Origin of the sequence: Erwinia psychrophila, from assembly GCF_039023475.1 — a bacterium.
In the GTDB taxonomy this organism is placed as follows: domain Bacteria; phylum Pseudomonadota; class Gammaproteobacteria; order Enterobacterales; family Enterobacteriaceae; genus Erwinia.
In genome coordinates this window covers 335972-352819 of record NZ_JBCHVB010000001.1, presented here as the reverse complement: position 1 = coordinate 352819, position 16848 = coordinate 335972, and the positions used below count along the sequence as shown (strand labels likewise).

The following is a 16848-nucleotide window of genomic DNA, read 5'->3' as shown; positions in this document are numbered from 1 at the left end:
AAGGCCCTTATAATTTACGTTTGTTTGCCCGGCACACCGTCAGGCGGCGGAAATCTCATCCATCGCCTGCTGGATGCGCTTTTCCGAAACCGGATAGGGCGTGCCCAGCTGCTGAGCAAAGTAGCTGACGCGCAGTTCCTCAATCATCCAGCGGACAGCCTGCACCTCTTCATCATCCCGGCGCACCGGCGGCAGCTTATTGAACCAGCTGCTCCAGGCCTGCTGAATTTTTTCCACCTTCAGCATCCGGGCGCGATCGCTGTGCGGATCGACCGGCAGCTTCTCAAGCCGACGCTCAATGGCCTGCAGATAGCGCAACGTGTCACCCAGCCGCTTCCAGCCGTTCTGCGTCACGAAGCCGCGATAGACCAGCCCGCTCATCTGCGCTTTGATATCGGCGAGGCTGAGCGCCATCGTCATATCGACGCGCCCTTTCAGCCGCTTATTGATAGTGAATACCGCAGTCAGGATCTGCTCGACCTTTTTCGCAATATCCACGACCGTCTCATTGAGTTCCGCGCGCACTTTCTCATGCAGCTTCGCAAAAGCCTCTTCCTGCCAGGTCGGCCCGCCAAATTCGGCGATCAGCTGGTCGACGCCACAGGCGATGCAGTCATCAATCAGATCCAACACTTTGCCGTAAGGATTGAAGTAGAGACCCAGCTTGGCTTTATTAGGCAGCTTTTCATGAAGATATTTGATCGGGGAAGGAATATTGAGCAGCAGCAAACGACGCTGGCCACGCCACATCGCTTTCTGCTGCTCGTGCTGAGAGTCGAACAGCCGGATGGCCACGCTCTCTTTCTCATCCACCAGCGCCGGCCACGCCTTGACGCTGTAGCCGCCGCGCTTCTGTTCAAAGTGATCCGGTAAATCCCCAAAGCTCCAGATGTGCAGCCCGCTCTGCTCCAGCCCGTCATCGGCCACGTTGGAGAGCGTTTCCTGAACCTTGCCCTTAAGCTGAAGTTTCAGCGCGGAGAGATCGCGTCCCTCCCCAAGCTTACGGTTATTTTCATCCACCACGCGGAAGGTCATTTTCAGATGATCGGGAACCTGATCCCACTGCCACGCCTCGCGCTCAATCGTCACGCCGCTCATCCGGCGGAATTCGCGCTCCATCGCGTCAGTCAGCGGCTGTTCAAACGGCGTGGCGCGGGCCAGAAAGGCTTCCGCATAGTTAGGCGCCGGTACGAAATTACGGCGCAGCGGCTTTGGCAGCGATTTAATCAGCGCGATGACCAGCTCACGTCGTACGCCGGGTATCTGCCACTCAAAACCGCGCTCCTCAACCTGATTCAGCAGCGGCAGCGGAATATGCACCGTGACGCCATCGGCATCGGTGCCCGGCTCAAACTGATAGCTCAGGCGCAGCTTCAGGTTACCCTGCTGCCAGAAGTTCGGGTAGTCCAGCTTGCTGACGCTGTTTGCCCCATCCTTGATCAGCATCTCTTTCGCGAAATTCAGCCGCTCGGGCTCCTCGCGGCTGGCCTGCTTCCACCAGCTGTCAAAATGGCGGGCGGAGACGACCTCATGCGGGATGCGCTGGTCATAAAATGCAAACAGCGTCTCCTCATCGACCAGAATGTCGCGGCGACGGGACTTATGTTCCAGCTCCTCCACTTCTTCGCGCAGTTTGAGGTTAGCGCGGAAGAAGGCATGGCGCGTCTGCCAGTCGCCTTCCACTAACGCATGGCGGATAAATAACTCACGGGAGAGCGCTGGATCGATTTTACCGTAATTGACTTTGCGCGCCGCGACGATGGGCAAGCCATAAAGCGTCACTTTTTCACTCGCCATTACCGCGCCCTGCGCTTTCTCCCAGTGCGGTTCGCTGTAGCTTCGCTTAATCAGATGCTGGGCAATCGGCTCAATCCACTCCGGCTCAATCCGGGCAGCAATGCGCCCCCACAGCCGGCTGGTTTCAACCAGCTCCGCCACCATCGTCCACTTCGGCGGCTTTTTGAACAGGCCGGAGCCCGGAAAAATGGCGAAGCGGGCGTTGCGCGCGCCGGTAAACTCCTGCTTTTCGCTGTCCTTCTGTCCGATGTGGGAGAGCAAACCGGTCAGCAGCGCAGTATGCACGCTGCGAAAATCGGCTGGTTCACTGTTAAGCGGGATCCCCAGCTCACGCACTACCTGGCGAAGCTGGGTGTAGATATCCTGCCATTCCCGTACACGCAGATAGTTGAGGAAATCCGATTTGCAGAGCCGGCGGAACTGGCTGGAACCCAGCGCCTTCTGCTGCTCCTGCAGGTAATCCCACAGGTTAACGAACGACAGGAAATCAGAGTCTTTATCCGCAAACCGGCGATGTTTTTCATCCGAAGCCTGCTGCTTTTCCACCGGGCGCTCACGGGGGTCCTGAATGGAGAGCGCGGAGGTAATAATCATCACTTCACGCGTACAGCCATATTTCTGCGCTTCAAGCACCATTTTTGCCAGCCGGGGATCGACCGGCAGCTGCGCCAGCATCCTGCCGGACGGAGTCAGGCGGTAGTGCTGGTTCTCAGCCTGGGTGATGGCCCCCAGCTCTTCAAGCAGCTTCACGCCATCCTGAATATTGCGTTTGTCCGGCGCCTCAACGAAGGGAAACGCGCTGATATCGCCCAGGCCGAGCGCGGTCATTTGCAGAATGACCGAGGCCAGGTTGGTGCGCAGAATTTCCGGATCGGTAAATTCAGGGCGGCTTAAGAAGTCATCTTCTGAGTAAAGACGGATACAGATCCCTTCCGAGACGCGGCCACAACGCCCTTTACGCTGGTTGGCCGACGCCTGAGAAACGGGCTCGATCGGCAGCCGCTGCACTTTGGTACGGAAACTGTAGCGGCTGATGCGGGCGGTACCCGGATCGATAACGTATTTAATGCCGGGTACGGTCAGCGAGGTTTCCGCCACGTTGGTCGCCAGCACGATACGCCGGCCCGTATGGGACTGAAACACGCGGTTCTGTTCGGCGTTTGAAAGCCGGGCGTAGAGCGGCAGAACTTCGGTGTGCGGCAGGTCGCGCTTGTTGAGCGCATCGGCCGTATCGCGAATTTCCCGCTCGCCGCTCATAAAGATCAGAATGTCCCCGGCGCTTTCCCTGCCAAGTTCATCCACCGCATCGAATATCGCCTGTAGCTGATCGCGATCGGTATCATCGGCCTCTTCCACCACCGGGCGGTAGCGCACCTCGACCGGATAGGTCCGGCCCGACACCTCAATCACCGGCGCATTATGGAAATGGCGCGAAAAGCGCTGAGGATCGATGGTCGCCGAGGTGATAATCACCTTAAGATCGGGACGGCGCGGCAGCAGCTCGCGCAGATAACCCAGCAGGAAATCGATGTTCAGGCTGCGCTCGTGGGCCTCATCGATAATGATGGTGTCATACTGCATCAGCAGACGATCCTGCTGAATTTCCGCCAGCAGAATACCGTCGGTCATCAGCTTCACCTGGGTGGTGTCACTGACGCGATCGTTAAAGCGGACCTTATAGCCGATGCAGCCGCCGGGCGTGGTTTCCAGCTCTTCCGCGATACGGTCGGCCACGGTGCGCGCGGCCAGGCGGCGCGGCTGGGTGTGACCAATCAGGCCGGTGATGCCGCGTCCCAGCTCCATGCAGATTTTCGGCAGCTGGGTGGTTTTGCCCGAGCCGGTTTCACCGGCAACGATCACTACCTGATGCTCACGGATCGCTTCGGCGATATCTTCTTTTTTCTGGCTGACCGGCAAGTTTTCCGGATAGCTGATGCGCGGGGTCGCCGCACGGCGCTGGGCGACGCGCTGCGCCGCCAGCGTGATTTCCCCGCTCAGTTCTTCAGCGATCGCCTGCTGGGCGGCGGGGTTTTTCACTTTTTTTGCACCATGCAGGCGCTTCAGCAGACGCTGCCGGTCGCGCAGCATCAGTGAATCAAGTTGCGGTATCAGGGCCGCCAGCGGCGATTGGGGTCTCTCAGACATAGGGTATAGCACTCGCTCTGTTGCCGTTCAGCCGGTCAACAGCTGATGTTTCTGATGAAAAAAAATTTTGCGTATTGTAACACAGACAGCGACTTAGCGGCGGCGCGGCCTGGCCCGGTTGTTCAGTAAATTCGAACATAGGCCTCAGAATATTGCACTATCACTCGGGACAATTTCTCCCTAGAGTGTATCTCATTGAGCGGAAGGTCCTCCGCATAACAGACAGGAAATTATCATGAGCAAAGTTTTAGTGCTGAAATCCAGTATTCTCGCCGGTTACTCACAGTCAAACCAGCTAGTCGACCATTTTGTAGAAGAGTGGAAAGCCGCCCACGGTAGCGATGAACTGACTATCCGCGATCTGGCCGCCAACCCTGTTCCGGTACTGGATGGTGAACTGGTCGGCGCGATGCGTCCTTCCGAGGCGGCACTGACGCCACGCCAGCAGGAAGCGCTGGCCCTGTCTGATGAACTGATTAACGAAATCAACGCGCACGACACCATCGTTATTGCGGCACCGATGTACAATTTCAACATTCCGACGCAGCTGAAAAACTATTTCGACCTGATCGCCCGTGCTGGCGTCACCTTCCGCTACACCAGCAATGGCCCTGAAGGCCTGATCACCGGTAAAAAAGTGGTGGTTATCTCCAGCCGCGGCGGCATCCATAAAGATACCCCGAGCGACCTGCTGACGCCTTATCTGAAGCTGTTCCTGGGCTTTTTGGGCATGACCGACGTGGAGTTCGTCTTCGCGGAAGGTATCGCTTATGGGCCGGAAGTGGCCACCAAAGCCGCTAACGATGCGAAAGATGCGCTGAAGCAGATCGTGGCCGCGTAATTACGCGCCTGCTGCGGATGAGAGGCAGCCTTCAGGCTGCCTTTTTTATTCGACTTTTTTAAACCACCTGCCGTTAATTCCCCGCACGTATTCCCCAGGCAGCGCCCGCTCCACCAGCTTTTGTCCGGCAATGCCCGCCACCCCGTCAGTCGTCAGCCTGTTTTCTCGCGCAATCCGCTGATATTCAGCCCGACGGCCCTGATTGATCGCTTCAACCAGCGCCTGCGTTTCCTTATCCTCTGTGCGGGGTGCAATGTAGCCCGAAAGCGTTTCGCCTACGCGGCCCTGCTGACGTCCTTCATCCAGCGTCAGCGCCAGTGCGGACGGTGAGAGCAGTATCGCCGCGATTATCAGTCGTTTCAGCCTGTTCATGATGCCGCTCCTCAGAAGAGATCGCTCTGGTTTTTCAACAACGCTTCGACATCTTTATCGACCTTGATATGAATTTCATGCTCAATTTTCACATTCATATTGATGGTGATGGGCTCTTTGGGCGCCGCGACCTCAATACGCGGAATACAGCCACTGAGCAGCAGCGTACTGACGGAGAGCAGCAGGCTAATGCGTTTCATCTGAGTTTCCTTTTTGCGGTGGCAGGGTGGCGTGCTGCTCCACCCAGGACTGGAGGTTATCGCCAAAGCGCAGGCTGCGCCAGAGCTGAAAAAGATTCTCCTGCTGCGTGTAGTTAAGCGACACGCGCTGATTTTTATCACTGAAGCGGCTGGTTCCCTCCACCTGCGCCTTCATGGTCAGCGCGCCCAGATTATCCAGATCGAGCGTGGCCCAGCTGCGGGAGATCTCCATATAGCGCAGCCAGTCCATCGCCGCGCCCGCAGCAATGTTGTTACTGGAGATGGCGTCGGCAAAGTCATTATTCAGCCGTACCGTAAGCGGTCCGCTGTTGGCCAGCCAGCCATCCTTAATCAGCCAGCGGGGATGCGTCAGCCAGAGCGGCAGTTCACCATTAACATGACCGGACATCGCAATCTGTTTCGGTTTTATCGCGGCGATCAGCTCGCTGAGGCTAATCTGATTCAGCCGCATCAGCGCCGCTTCCGTTTGCGGCATTTGCAGGCTTGCCATGCTCAGGCTGCCGCCCAGGAGATCCACACTGACGTTGCTGAGTTGCAGCGGCTGGCGGGCGCTCCAGGGATACCACCCCTGCAAATCCGCCGTGATATTTTGCAGACTGAACTGATTTTTAATCTCTCTGATACGCAAAGAGACAGGCTGCTTAGCGCCAAAATGCCACAGGTGATCCTTCAGGCGGAACGGCAGCGAGAAGTTCACCCCCGTGATCTCATTATCCGGCGTTCTGACGCTGCCGTCGCTGACCACCCAGTGGCCGCCCGCTTCAAAACCCTGCTTGCTGGCGGCAGAAAAGGCTACCTGCGCCTTTAGCTGGCCGGACTGAATATGCATTTTCAGATCCTCACTGAGCAGCGGCTGAAACACGCTGAGCGGCTGCTGCGGCCACCAGCCCTGCCCGCGCAGGCGCGCGCCGTCCCAGCGCCCCTGCACGCGCACCGGGCCGATCGCCTCCGCCTGCAAGTCGCCGTCATAAAGGAAGTCGGAAGGATCGCGTCCCTTCAGGTTAACCCGCAGCGTTGCCGGCGGCAGATAGCCGCCGTTGCTGAAGTCGGTCTGCCGGGCGGAGAAGGTAAACCCGCCGCTGAAAGCCGGATGGGCCGGATCGCGCAGCCAGCGCACGGGAGAGCTGAGGATAAGGCGTGGCTGGTCAACGTTGACGCTGCCATAATGGATATGATCAAAGCCTGTTGAGAGCGCGCTGAGTTCAATTAGCCTCTCCTGCCAGCGTCCGCGTCCGCTCACATCCCATCTGGCGGCAAGCGGAGCCATAAAACCCTCGCCCCAGTAGCGCCAGCGCCAGCGCCCCCGGTCTGGCCAGAACGCCTTCGCTTCACCATCAAGATGCAGCCGGAAGCGGCCCATCTGCGCGTCATGCGCGCTCAGGATCGCCTGGAGCCGACCATCGATCCCGGCCTGCGAAAGGGTTACGCCAGCCAGCGGCCAGCGGGCTTCATCCACTTCCAGCGTGGAGAGCAGCCGTCCCTTCATACGCAGCAGCGCGCCGGGCGCAAGGCGTATTTTGGGATCGAGCAGCGGCCCCTGCACTTCGCCCGGCAAACCGGCATAAAACTGCAGCTGCGCCAGTTTGCTGACGCCCGTGATGCGAAACGGTAACGCGCTGTTGAGCAGATCGAGATGGCCAGGCCCCAGCGTCAGTACCACATTGCCCTTGCCGCCGCGCCCTTGTGTCAGCACGTTCAGGCGGCCGGTGATTTCCGTCGCGGAAATCCCCTGTCGCCAGTTTTGCAAACTGAGCGAGACGCCGCCGGAGAGCGGCTGCATGGCATAAGGCCAGCGCCACTGCCCCTGGTGAATATCGATACGATCGCCGCTCGCCTGCCAGGGCAGCGTCATTAGCGGGTCCCGTTCTCCCTGCTGCAACAGCACGACGCTTCCCTGCTGTTGCTGCCAGGTCAGCGTCATTTGCAGTGGGGCTGGAAAGCCCTCCAGCGCCAGGCCGGCAGCCAGCCTGCCCTCGTCAGGAAGGGAATCGGGTAGTTCAGGAAGCTGTATTGTTCCGGCGATCTGCACAGGTTCGGTAAGTCCCGGCGTCTGTAATCTTAGCGAGGCAAGATCCAGCGTTTGCCCGCTCAGCGAGGCTTCAAGCGACAGATTCGCTGAGCGCCAGGTGAAGTGCTGCTGGCGGCTGTCCAGATTAAGCTTCAGCGCCCCGGACCAGGCGGTCCAGGGCACCAGCGTCAGCTTCGCAACGGTGATATCGGCGGCGGGCAGCATCGCCTGCCACTCTGCAAAAGTTCTGGGCGCAGAGGGGTGTTCAGCTGCGGGAAGATGACTCAGGCAGGCCCGATCAAGGGTGAGCGTATCCGCCGCCAGCTGCCAGCGACCTGACTGGCGGCCAAGCGTGACGTGGCTGGCAGCAGCAAGAGCACAATCATCCGCAAAATAGCGTATTCCGGGCAGGACAAGCTTGCCGTTTCGCCAGCCCGGACGCCCATCCAGCGCCACGTGGGTGCCTGCTGGAAGCCACATCCCGGCAAGCTGCGGCAGCCACCAGGGTAGGGTCAGCGCCACACCAGCGACGATCAGCACCAGCGACAGCGTCACCGCAGTAAATACCTTCCAGCCCCGACTCATGGCAGTGAAATCCCTCTCTTCCCGTGAATAACAGCGTGCTGAATGATGGCACGTAATGCTCTGATGGAGAAGTTTTTAACCTGAAATCAGATGTTAAGATCTTATTTTCCGCCAGGCCACGGCGAGAGGCGTAGCTTGCTGAGAATTATTGTTAAACTGTAGTAAGAGATATTCCATTACGGCAACAGGAGATTAACTGTGAAACTTGCGGTGTACAGCACAAAACATTATGACCGGACCTACCTTGAGCAGGTCAATGAAAGCTACGGCTTTGAGCTGGAGTTTTTCGATTTTTTGCTGACGGACCGCACGGCTAAAAACGCCGTTGGCTGCGATGGCGTCTGCCTGTTTGTTAACGACGATGGCGGACGCGTGGTGCTGGAGGAGCTGGCGGAACTGGGCGTGAAGTTCATCGCGCTACGCTGCGCGGGCTTCAATAACGTTGACCTGGATGCGGCAAAGGAGCTGGGCCTGCATGTGGTCCGCGTGCCCGCCTATTCCCCTGAGGCCGTGGCGGAACATGCGGTGGGCATGATGATGACCCTTAACCGCCGCATTCACCGCGCCTGGCAGAGAACCCGCGAAGCCAACTTCTCGCTGGACGGGCTGATCGGTTTTAATATGCACGGACGCACTGCGGGCGTGATCGGCACCGGTAAAATCGGGCTTGCTACCTTGCGGATACTGAAAGGCTTTGGCATGCGTCTGCTGGCGTGCGATCCCTATCCTAACCCTCTGGCGCTGGAGATAGGTGTTGAATATGTGGATATCAATACCCTCTTCCGGGAGGCTGATGTAATCAGCCTGCACTGTCCCATGACGCCGGATAATTATCATTTACTGAATATGGCCGCCTTCCAGCAGATGAAAGATGGCGTGATGATCATTAACACCAGCCGGGGCGGGCTGATCGATTCTCAGGCCGCTATCGATGCGCTGAAGATGCAGAAAATCGGCTCGCTGGGTATGGACGTCTATGAAAACGAACGCGATCTGTTCTTTGAGGATAAGTCGAATGACGTGATCCAGGATGACGTCTTTCGCCGGCTTTCCGCCTGCCACAACGTACTGTTTACCGGGCATCAGGCCTTCCTGACGGCGGAAGCGCTGACCAGCATTGCGGAAACCACGCTGGAAAACCTGAAGCAGCTCGACCGGGGCGAAACCTGCCCTAACGAACTGACGGCGCAGTAAGCAAAGAGCGATGCTGACCGGCGAAGTCCGTTTTAGCGGATACAGCTGCCGCTGGTCAGCGCGCCTTCATCGCAGCGGCGGCCGTTGGCCAGCTGACACATCCCCACCGCAGAGCCGTCCAGCTGACGCGACAGCGCCAGACTTCCCCCGGCGCCGGAGCAGGCGCTGGCCGCCAGTTCAGACATAACGACCTTTGCAGGAACGTGTGCGCTTGTCGCCTGCTGTGGCGGTTCATTGTCGGCGTCGCTGCTACAGCCTGCGAGCAGCAGTACAGCGGTAGCCAGCAGAAAGGTCGCTGCTTTCATTGATTCACTCCGGTTGGGGGGTATGGCGTTTGCCAGCATATGCCAGGTTTTCTTATGGGTCGAGAGCTGTCACGAATATTTACCAAATTGTGCGACCTGAAAATGCAATAGGCCACTGTCTTATTTTGGCAGGCTGGTTGAATGCTCCCTCAGGCATTGAAAGCGGCGATCAAGCCAGCCACAAGCGAATAGTGACACTGTCACGAACCGGGGCACCGATCTGGCAAAACAGACATTTTTTCTCACGCTCAGGCTGGCGGCGTCATTTTGCGACGGCACAGTTAACCTAAAATGCGCTTAACCTGCCGGAAGGCGCCGGCAGCCTGAAGAGGCTGAAAAACTGTGGCATTATGCGGTAATGCGTTTTTGGAATGGCTGACCCTGATGTCAGAGAACAGAAAGTAGAAGCCGGCTCCACGTCCTTTTAGCAAAAGTATCAACCAAGGAGATAGAAATGACCGAAAAAAACATCCTTATCGTTGCGAAATTCACCGCCAGGCCGGGTAAGGCCGATGAGCTGAAGAAAGTGCTGAATAATGGCGTCAAACCTGCGCGTGCCGAGGAGGGATGTCTGCACTACGATCTCTACCGTAGCGTTGAGGACGGCAACGTCTTCCTGTTCCATGAGACGTGGGAAAATGAAGCGGCGGTGACGCTGCATGGCGAACAGCCACACTTCCAGACGCTGATGGCCGACGCTGTTCCGCTGCTTACCATGCCGCCGGAAGTGATTAAAATCGGGATGTAATCCGCTTTATGGCGCAGTTAATGCGCCTTTTACTTTCATGGTTAAGTTTACGCCAAAGGCATGACTACGCGGAAAATCGTCACCACATGCAACGATGCTGACGTATCCCTCACGCTGATATCTAAGGGGGCCGCTCCAAGCTGGACTATATGTACGAACTCCCCGTTTAGTCCGACTACCGCGCCTGTTCAGGTAACTAATCTAATCACTTGAGTTCAAGCCTGAAAGACACGAAAATCGCCATTGGCGGTAGCCATTGGTAACCAGGATATGCGAAAGATTTGTCTAAAATTCTTGAAGTGGGTGCCGGAGTACGGCTTTATTGGAAGGACAGTTTTGGTGACTCGTCTCGTACAAAACAGTTACCATCGGAATAAAGAGTTGGTAGCTCTGAATTCCGGCAAACGAACCACCGTTGGTAGCGGCGGTTTTTTTGTTTACAGAGCAAGGAATTACGCGCAGAAAAAAGGACCTCAAGAAGATCCTTTTGATTTAATGATCCCGCAACTTCTTAATGGCTAGTAACTCTCAAATGTCAGCCCGGTATTCCGGCTAAAACGCACGGATAAAAGAGGGTTGCGGTCGATACATCGAGCATCGGTTTGGATATCATCAAAACAGAAAACTTCATCAGTAGGAAACAACAGGCTTTCGTTCGGTTCTGTACGATACCCGTCATCAAAACCCACAATAAACACGCTATAACCACCATCACTGTATATGGTGTGTGGCACTCCATATTTAGCTTTGATCATCTCTTTATTGGCTTCCCACCAGTCTATCTGACGACTTTTAAGGTATGGAAAATGCCTGACTAAGACCGTATTACCATCATGAACCGCCACAATCTCAACGGGAATCAGATACTGCCACAGCATACAGCCACAGGCCGCAGCCGCCACAATACCCGCTATCAGTCGCTTATTCACCTAACCTCCCGTTGATTTCCACGGTGGCGTTCATCTCTGTGATAAATGGCTTATACCCGTACAGATCCCAGCGTTGAAGCGCGAACCACAAGCGAAAAATACGAAACTCACGATACACAGGGTTCAATACATCGGCATTATCTAACCCAAAATGATCCTGAATTCGGTAATGCACTTTTGCCTGGTAATTGTTCCCCTCAACCTCCAGAAATTCCAGCGTGATATGCGTCGCCCAAGTGTCATGGACAGTAATAACTAAACCATTAGTTCGATCTATTTGACGGTCAAATTTAGGCAATACGGTCTTCTTGATTTCATCATTAAATTTTTCTTTGTCTACTGATGGAATAAAACCATATTCGGTATTAATCGCTGACTTTAGTGCTTTATTAACACCCAATAGTGAGCTTGTTCCTGAATGGTCATTCAGGATTTGCTCTTTCAGTGCCTGATCCAGCAACGGGCTGCTGTACGGCGTGCCGGTATTCTCCTGCATATGGTCAATCATCTCAATAATGATGTTTTTATACAAACCATGGAAGGAGAACAGCTTCGCCAGTTCCCGGAACTCATCAAACATTATGCGTGCGCTTTCATCCCGGCTGACGGGGGGCATCTGCTGCTCAAGATCCTGCATGGCATAAGGTGAATACAGGGTTCCTGTTGCCGGTTCAGGTTTGCGTTTCAGCGTCCACGGGTTCACTCTGGCGGATACATTGTCCACGTCGATGTGCACCGCATTACGCAGCGCCAGAACATCTATATCGCCATGATGCATGTCCCTGGCCTGATAGTCATCCATCTGGTTTTGGGTCTGGTAAATCAGCGCCGGGATGGGCATGGGCTCAAGCCCTTTATCCTTAGCCTCACTCAGTTTTTTTTTACGGGCTGTCTCCTGCCGTTCAGCCACTCGCCCGGCATTGCAGGTGCTTTCGTAGGTGTGGGAAAACACGCCCGGAACGAACCTGGCGTGGCACGGGCAGGAACTGAAGCTGTCCAGTGAACCCGCCCACTCTTTCAGGGCACCGCCTACTTGATAGGTGTCGCCCATTCCGCCACAGACCCGGAACCGCCCTTCGTGTTTCCCGCAGGTCACCGGGTCGCCGACCCGGACCTGCTGGCGGACAATCCCGCCGATTTCGTAGGTGTCATCGGACGCGCCAGAAAGAATGCGCCCGCCGCAGGTTGTTTTATCCTGGTGATACAGAAAAAATCCCATCATCATAATCCCTCATGAATGAAGTGGTTATAAAACCAGCGCATCATACAGGAATCATAATCGCCAATCCCCCATATTTAACAGAGACTATAGTAAGACTACAGCTTCACATGGATAAAGGTTAGGTTGGAGCTTAGTACGTTTCTATGGGGGCCAAAACAATGCCGCCTTCTGTGAAGGCGGGTTTTAATGGGCTTTCCGGCCCGATTTTTCTGGCTTACTTAAGCAAAAGAGGACGGCAGGACTTGCCTTTGATTTTGACCTGCTGAAGCTGCTTCACGGCATTGCGCGCGCTCCCCTGGCGGATAGCGACATACGCATGTGTCGGCGCGATATCGATTTTACCGATCAGATCGCCGCTCAGCCCCGCTTCGCCGGTGAGGGCGCCGAGAATATCGCCCGGACGGATCTTCGCTTTGCGTCCGCCTTCCAGGCTGAGCGTCGCCATCTCTGCCAGAAGCGGTCGTGGCGTCACGCCTTTCAGTTCGGCAACGCTTTTCCAGCTCAGCTTCTGCTGAAGGTAGTCTTCCAGCGCATGCGCCCGGATCATCTCGTCGGGGGCGACAAAGCTCACCGCGCTGCCCTCTTCACCCGCACGCGCGGTACGCCCGATGCGGTGAACGTGGACTTCAGGATCGAAAGAGAGCTGATAGTTGACCACCATTGCCAGCGACTTAATGTCCAGCCCGCGGGCGGCCACGTCGGTTGCCACCAGCACACGGCAGCTGCCGTTCGCAAAACGGATCAGCACCCTGTCGCGGTCACGCTGTTCCAGATCGCCATGCAGCGCCAGCGCGCTAATCTGGCTGCTTTCCAGCGCCCGGGCAATATCATCACACTCGCGTTTGGTATTGCAAAACACCACGCAGGAGGCAGGCTGTTGCTCGCTAAGCAGGCCGATCAGCGCGGGGAGTTTCTCTCTTGCCGACGCCTCATAGAATGTCTGCTCGATGGCGGGCAGATCTGAAACATCGTCCGTCTCGACGGAAAGCGGATCGCGCTGAATGCGCTGGCTGATTTGGGCAATACCGGTGGGCCATGTCGCGGAGAAAAGCAGCGTCTGCCGGGCCGGCGGGCAGTAAGCGATGATCGCATCAATATCTTCCCGGAAGCCCATCTCCAGCATCCGGTCAGCTTCGTCAAGAACCAGCGTGGCAACCTGATCCAGCTGGAGCGTTTCGCGCTTCAGGTGATCGAGGATACGGCCCGGGGTTCCCACCACGATATGCGGAGGATGCACCAGCGAATCGCGCTGGGCGCCCATCGGCTGGCCGCCGCACAGGGTGAGAATTTTAATGTTCGCGGCAAAGCGCGCCAGGCGGCGCAGCTCTTTTGCCACCTGGTCAGCCAGTTCCCGCGTCGGACAAAGCACCAGCGACTGGGTGACAAAGCGGGTCGGGTCAATACGGTGCATCACGCCAAGCCCGAACGCGGCGGTTTTACCGCTGCCGGTTTTTGCCTGGGCGCGTACGTCGCGTCCCTCAAGGATGGCGGGCAACGACGCCGCCTGAACGGGTGTCATCGCCAGGTAGCCCAGTTCGGTAAGATTAGCGATCTGGCTGGCTGGCAGGGAAGTCAGGGTTGAAAAAGCGGTCACAAAATACTCTCTGATAAAATCGGCAGGGCCTGTTGGCGCTGAGTGTAGCAGACAACCGCCTCAGGCAGTTACTTCCGGACCGCAGGAAGATGATTTCTGCAGGCGCAACGGGCAGCGGCGGCTGAAAAGGCGTCATCCTTTATCATCAACCGCGTTCAACAGCAAAACCCACTGGCTTTCCCCGCCGTAATCCGTACCATACACGCCATACTTTTACCGGCTGGCGGAGATCACAGCGGTAAACCTTTATTTATTGTTGAACAGACGGGCAAAACGCACGCGCGCATCAGGGATTCGCGGCATAAATGCCAGGGCCTGGGAGCGGGCTGCTGCTGCGTTTAGCGTTCCCGTCTGTTGCCCCTTTCGAATGTGAGCCACACTACAATGCAAGACAAACAGCAAGATTCTAAAGCCCGCTACAACCTCAATAAGCTACAGAAGCGACTGCGTCGTAACGTGGGCGAAGCGATTGCGGATTACAATATGATTGAGGAAGGCGACCGCATTATGGTCTGTCTTTCCGGCGGCAAAGACAGCTATACCATGCTGGAAATCCTCCGTAACTTGCAGCAGAGCGCGCCGGTCAACTTCTCGCTGATCGCGGTTAACCTCGATCAGAAGCAGCCCGGCTTTCCTGAGCATATTCTGCCCGAATACCTCGAAGCGCAGGGTGTGGAATATAAGATTGTCGAAGAGAACACCTATGCCATCGTTAAGGATAAGATCCCCGAAGGCAAAACGACCTGCTCTCTCTGTTCACGACTGCGTCGCGGTATTCTTTACCGCACCGCAACGGAGCTGGGTTGTACTAAGATCGCACTGGGCCACCATCGCGATGACATCCTGCAAACCCTGTTTCTGAACATGTTTTACGGCGGCAAAATGAAAGGCATGCCGCCCAAGCTGATGAGCGATGACGGCAAGCATATTGTGATCCGTCCCCTCGCCTACTGCCGTGAAAAAGACATCGAGCGTTTTGCCATTGCGCGTGAATACCCGATTATTCCGTGCAACCTTTGTGGTTCACAGCCGAATCTTCAGCGTCAGGTGATTGCCGATATGCTGCGCGACTGGGACAAACGTTATCCTGGCCGGATTGAAACCATGTTCAGCGCCATGCAGAACGTAGTGCCTTCTCATCTGGCGGATATCAACCTGTTTGATTTTAAAGGTATTGCGCACGGTTCAGCGGTGGTGGACGGCGGCGATCTGGCTTTCGATCGGGAGGCTATGCCGTTACAGCCTGCGGGCTGGCAGCCGGAAGAAGATGACGACGCCCCGGCAAGGCTGGACGTCGTACAAATCCGTTAATTTCTCTTCAGGCCGGTTCAGATCTGTTTTCTGAAATCCGGCCTGCCCCTTCATCACATATGCGGTGGCGGATCGAGAATCGGATCGGGTTCGCCTGGCGGCGGATCGGGCATCGGTTGCGGCGTGGGGATCGGCTCAGGAATGGGTGTCGGATCAACCGGAACCGGATCGGATGCACGGGGAGTATCCATTGGGCTTACTGATAACATCTTGTGCTCCTTCTGCTTGGCATGTCTCCTAAGCGTAGGCAACAGTCACGGCGCTGGCAAATGCGCAAAAAAAACCGGCACAAGGCCGGTTCATGTGAATTAAAAGTGCTATGCAGTAATTCAAAATAAGGAAGTAAGACAATATGGAGCGCAACGCCCATCGCTTGACGTTGCATTCACCTGCGGAAAGAAGTTTGCCTGAGAGCCCGCACGTTAATATTGATGTCGATCAGCTTTATCTCGCTTTCTTCCCTTCCCGTCCGCCCCGCTTCGCCTTACAGCCAGTTACGACGCCGTAACCATACGGTGACTCCTAACGCCAGCAGCACCAGCAGCAGACAAAAGGTGGCAAAACCGTAGCGCCATTCGCCGCCGGGGATGCCGCCCAGATTGACGCCAAACAGGCCGGTCAGAAAAGTGGTTGGCAGAAACAGCATCGCCAGCAGCGACATGGTGTAGGTCCGGCGGTTCATCGCCTCGGCCATCACCGTACTGATCTCGTCAGCCAGCACCGTGGTGCGCGCCACGCTGGCATCAAGGTCGTCAAGCCCGCGCCCTAAGCGATCGGCGATGTCCTGCATCCGGCGGCGGTCATCGTCGCTCATCCACGGCAGGCGTTCACTGGCGATGCGGGAAAAAACGTCGCGCTGAGGAGCCATATAGCGGCGCATAACGATCAGCTGCTTACGGATCAGCGCCAGCTCGCCGCGCGGCGGGATCTGCTGCTCCACCACCGCATCTTCTAAGCCAATAATCTTATCGTGCAGATCCTCAATAAATTCACTGGTGTGCTCGTTAAGCGCCTCACAGACCTCAACCAGCCAGCTTCCGCCGCTGACCGGCCCGTTGCCGTTTTGCAGGTCGGTCAGTACCTCATCGATGGCAAAGACCTTTCTCTGCCGGGTGGAGACGATCAGCTTCTCATTGATAAACACGCGGATGACCACCAGCTGATCGGGGCGCGATTCGCTGTTCAGGTTGACGCTGCGTAACGTAATCATGGAGCCATCACCCATGCGGCTCAGCCTGGGTCGCATACTGTCGCCGCCCAGCGCGTCGCGTACGGCATCCGGGATAAGCGGCGTAGACATCAGCCACTCGGCGCTTTCCCGGTGCGTATAATTGAGGTGTAGCCAGCAGGGGCGATCGCACTCCAGCACGTCTTTGTCACTGATGGGGATTAATCCGCCCTTTCCGTCCAGCTGACAGGCGATAATGGCGTCTGAAATCTGTAAAGCTTTACCGGCAATAGCGTCCACGGCTGCTCCGCTTTTAAATATTCTCAAAGGGCTACAGTCTAGCTTGCCACTCCGCCGATGCAAAACGGCATGGCGGACAAGGGGGAACGGTTATTCAGAAACCCTGTC

15 protein-coding genes are annotated in these 16848 nt (G+C 56.5%); 5 read left to right on the top strand and 10 right to left on the bottom strand.

Translation table 11 applies throughout. The features are described from left to right. Positions 1–39: 39 nt before the first annotated feature. Entirely contained in the window at positions 40–3942 is a 3903-nt protein-coding gene (hrpA, locus tag AAH446_RS01660; RefSeq protein ID WP_342904991.1) for an ATP-dependent RNA helicase HrpA, read from the bottom strand. A 235-nt stretch (positions 3943–4177) separates the two neighbouring features. Here hrpA and AAH446_RS01655 point away from each other — a divergent pair, with 235 nt between their 5' ends. Continuing rightward, on the top strand, positions 4178–4783 hold the full coding sequence (locus AAH446_RS01655; RefSeq protein WP_342904990.1) for an FMN-dependent NADH-azoreductase: 606 nt from the start codon (positions 4178–4180) through the stop codon (positions 4781–4783). Between the two features lie 45 nt (positions 4784–4828). On the opposite strand, the gene AAH446_RS01650 is transcribed toward AAH446_RS01655, so the two are convergent. The 3 genes from AAH446_RS01650 to AAH446_RS01640 are packed head-to-tail and all read right to left on the bottom strand — an operon-like array spanning position 4829 to position 7969. Beyond that, positions 4829–5155, bottom strand: a complete 327-nt coding sequence (locus tag AAH446_RS01650) for a YdbL family probable chaperone protein (protein WP_342904989.1) — start codon at positions 5153–5155, stop codon at positions 4829–4831. A gap of 11 nt (positions 5156–5166) precedes the next feature. Then, on the bottom strand, positions 5167–5355 hold the full coding sequence (locus AAH446_RS01645) for a YnbE family lipoprotein (RefSeq protein ID WP_342904988.1): 189 nt from the start codon (positions 5353–5355) through the stop codon (positions 5167–5169). Continuing rightward, positions 5342–7969: a YdbH family protein gene (locus tag AAH446_RS01640; RefSeq protein WP_342904987.1), complete on the bottom strand. Its 2628-nt coding sequence runs from the start codon at positions 7967–7969 to the stop codon at positions 5342–5344. The genes AAH446_RS01645 and AAH446_RS01640 overlap by 14 nt, the downstream gene beginning before the upstream one ends. Before the next feature lie 198 nt (positions 7970–8167). Between AAH446_RS01640 and AAH446_RS01635 the strand changes: the two genes are divergently transcribed. Continuing rightward, positions 8168–9163 (top strand): 2-hydroxyacid dehydrogenase, encoded by a 996-nt coding sequence (locus AAH446_RS01635; protein ID WP_342904986.1) that lies wholly within the window; start codon positions 8168–8170, stop codon positions 9161–9163. 32 nt (positions 9164–9195) lie between these two features. Here the strand turns inward: AAH446_RS01635 and AAH446_RS01630 are convergent, their stop codons facing one another. Continuing rightward, positions 9196–9468, bottom strand: coding sequence for a putative hemolysin (locus AAH446_RS01630; RefSeq protein ID WP_342904985.1), 273 nt, complete (start codon positions 9466–9468; stop codon positions 9196–9198). A gap of 454 nt (positions 9469–9922) precedes the next feature. Here AAH446_RS01630 and AAH446_RS01625 point away from each other — a divergent pair, with 454 nt between their 5' ends. Next, complete coding sequence (locus AAH446_RS01625) at positions 9923–10216, top strand: putative quinol monooxygenase (protein ID WP_342904984.1); 294 nt, start codon at positions 9923–9925, stop codon at positions 10214–10216. A gap of 339 nt (positions 10217–10555) precedes the next feature. Continuing rightward, positions 10556–10738: a hypothetical protein gene (locus AAH446_RS01620; protein ID WP_342904983.1), complete on the top strand. Its 183-nt coding sequence runs from the start codon at positions 10556–10558 to the stop codon at positions 10736–10738. On the opposite strand, the gene AAH446_RS01615 is transcribed toward AAH446_RS01620, so the two are convergent. The 3 genes from AAH446_RS01615 to dbpA all read right to left on the bottom strand — a co-directional run bounded on the left by AAH446_RS01615 (position 10735) and on the right by dbpA (position 13961). Then, positions 10735–11145 (bottom strand): DUF943 family protein, encoded by a 411-nt coding sequence (locus AAH446_RS01615; protein ID WP_342904982.1) that lies wholly within the window; start codon positions 11143–11145, stop codon positions 10735–10737. The two genes, AAH446_RS01620 and AAH446_RS01615, sit on opposite strands and share 4 nt — an antisense overlap. Beyond that, entirely contained in the window at positions 11138–12370 is a 1233-nt protein-coding gene (locus tag AAH446_RS01610) for a PAAR domain-containing protein (RefSeq protein ID WP_342904981.1), read from the bottom strand. Before AAH446_RS01610 ends, AAH446_RS01615 begins: the two co-directional genes overlap by 8 nt. Before the next feature lie 211 nt (positions 12371–12581). Then, positions 12582–13961, bottom strand: coding sequence for an ATP-dependent RNA helicase DbpA (dbpA, locus tag AAH446_RS01605; protein ID WP_342904980.1), 1380 nt, complete (start codon positions 13959–13961; stop codon positions 12582–12584). Between the two features lie 384 nt (positions 13962–14345). On the opposite strand from dbpA, the gene ttcA reads away from it, so the two are divergent. Then, the gene (gene ttcA / locus AAH446_RS01600) at positions 14346–15272 is read left to right on the top strand and encodes a tRNA 2-thiocytidine(32) synthetase TtcA (RefSeq protein ID WP_342904979.1); all 927 of its coding nucleotides are present in this window, start codon (positions 14346–14348) and stop codon (positions 15270–15272) included. A 53-nt stretch (positions 15273–15325) separates the two neighbouring features. On the opposite strand, the gene AAH446_RS01595 is transcribed toward ttcA, so the two are convergent. Together AAH446_RS01595 and zntB are read right to left on the bottom strand one after the other, a co-directional pair. Continuing rightward, the gene (locus AAH446_RS01595; protein ID WP_342904978.1) at positions 15326–15481 is read right to left on the bottom strand and encodes a hypothetical protein; all 156 of its coding nucleotides are present in this window, start codon (positions 15479–15481) and stop codon (positions 15326–15328) included. Between the two features lie 275 nt (positions 15482–15756). After that, complete coding sequence (gene zntB / locus AAH446_RS01590) at positions 15757–16740, bottom strand: zinc transporter ZntB (RefSeq protein ID WP_342904977.1); 984 nt, start codon at positions 16738–16740, stop codon at positions 15757–15759. Between the last annotated feature and the right edge of the window lie 108 nt (positions 16741–16848).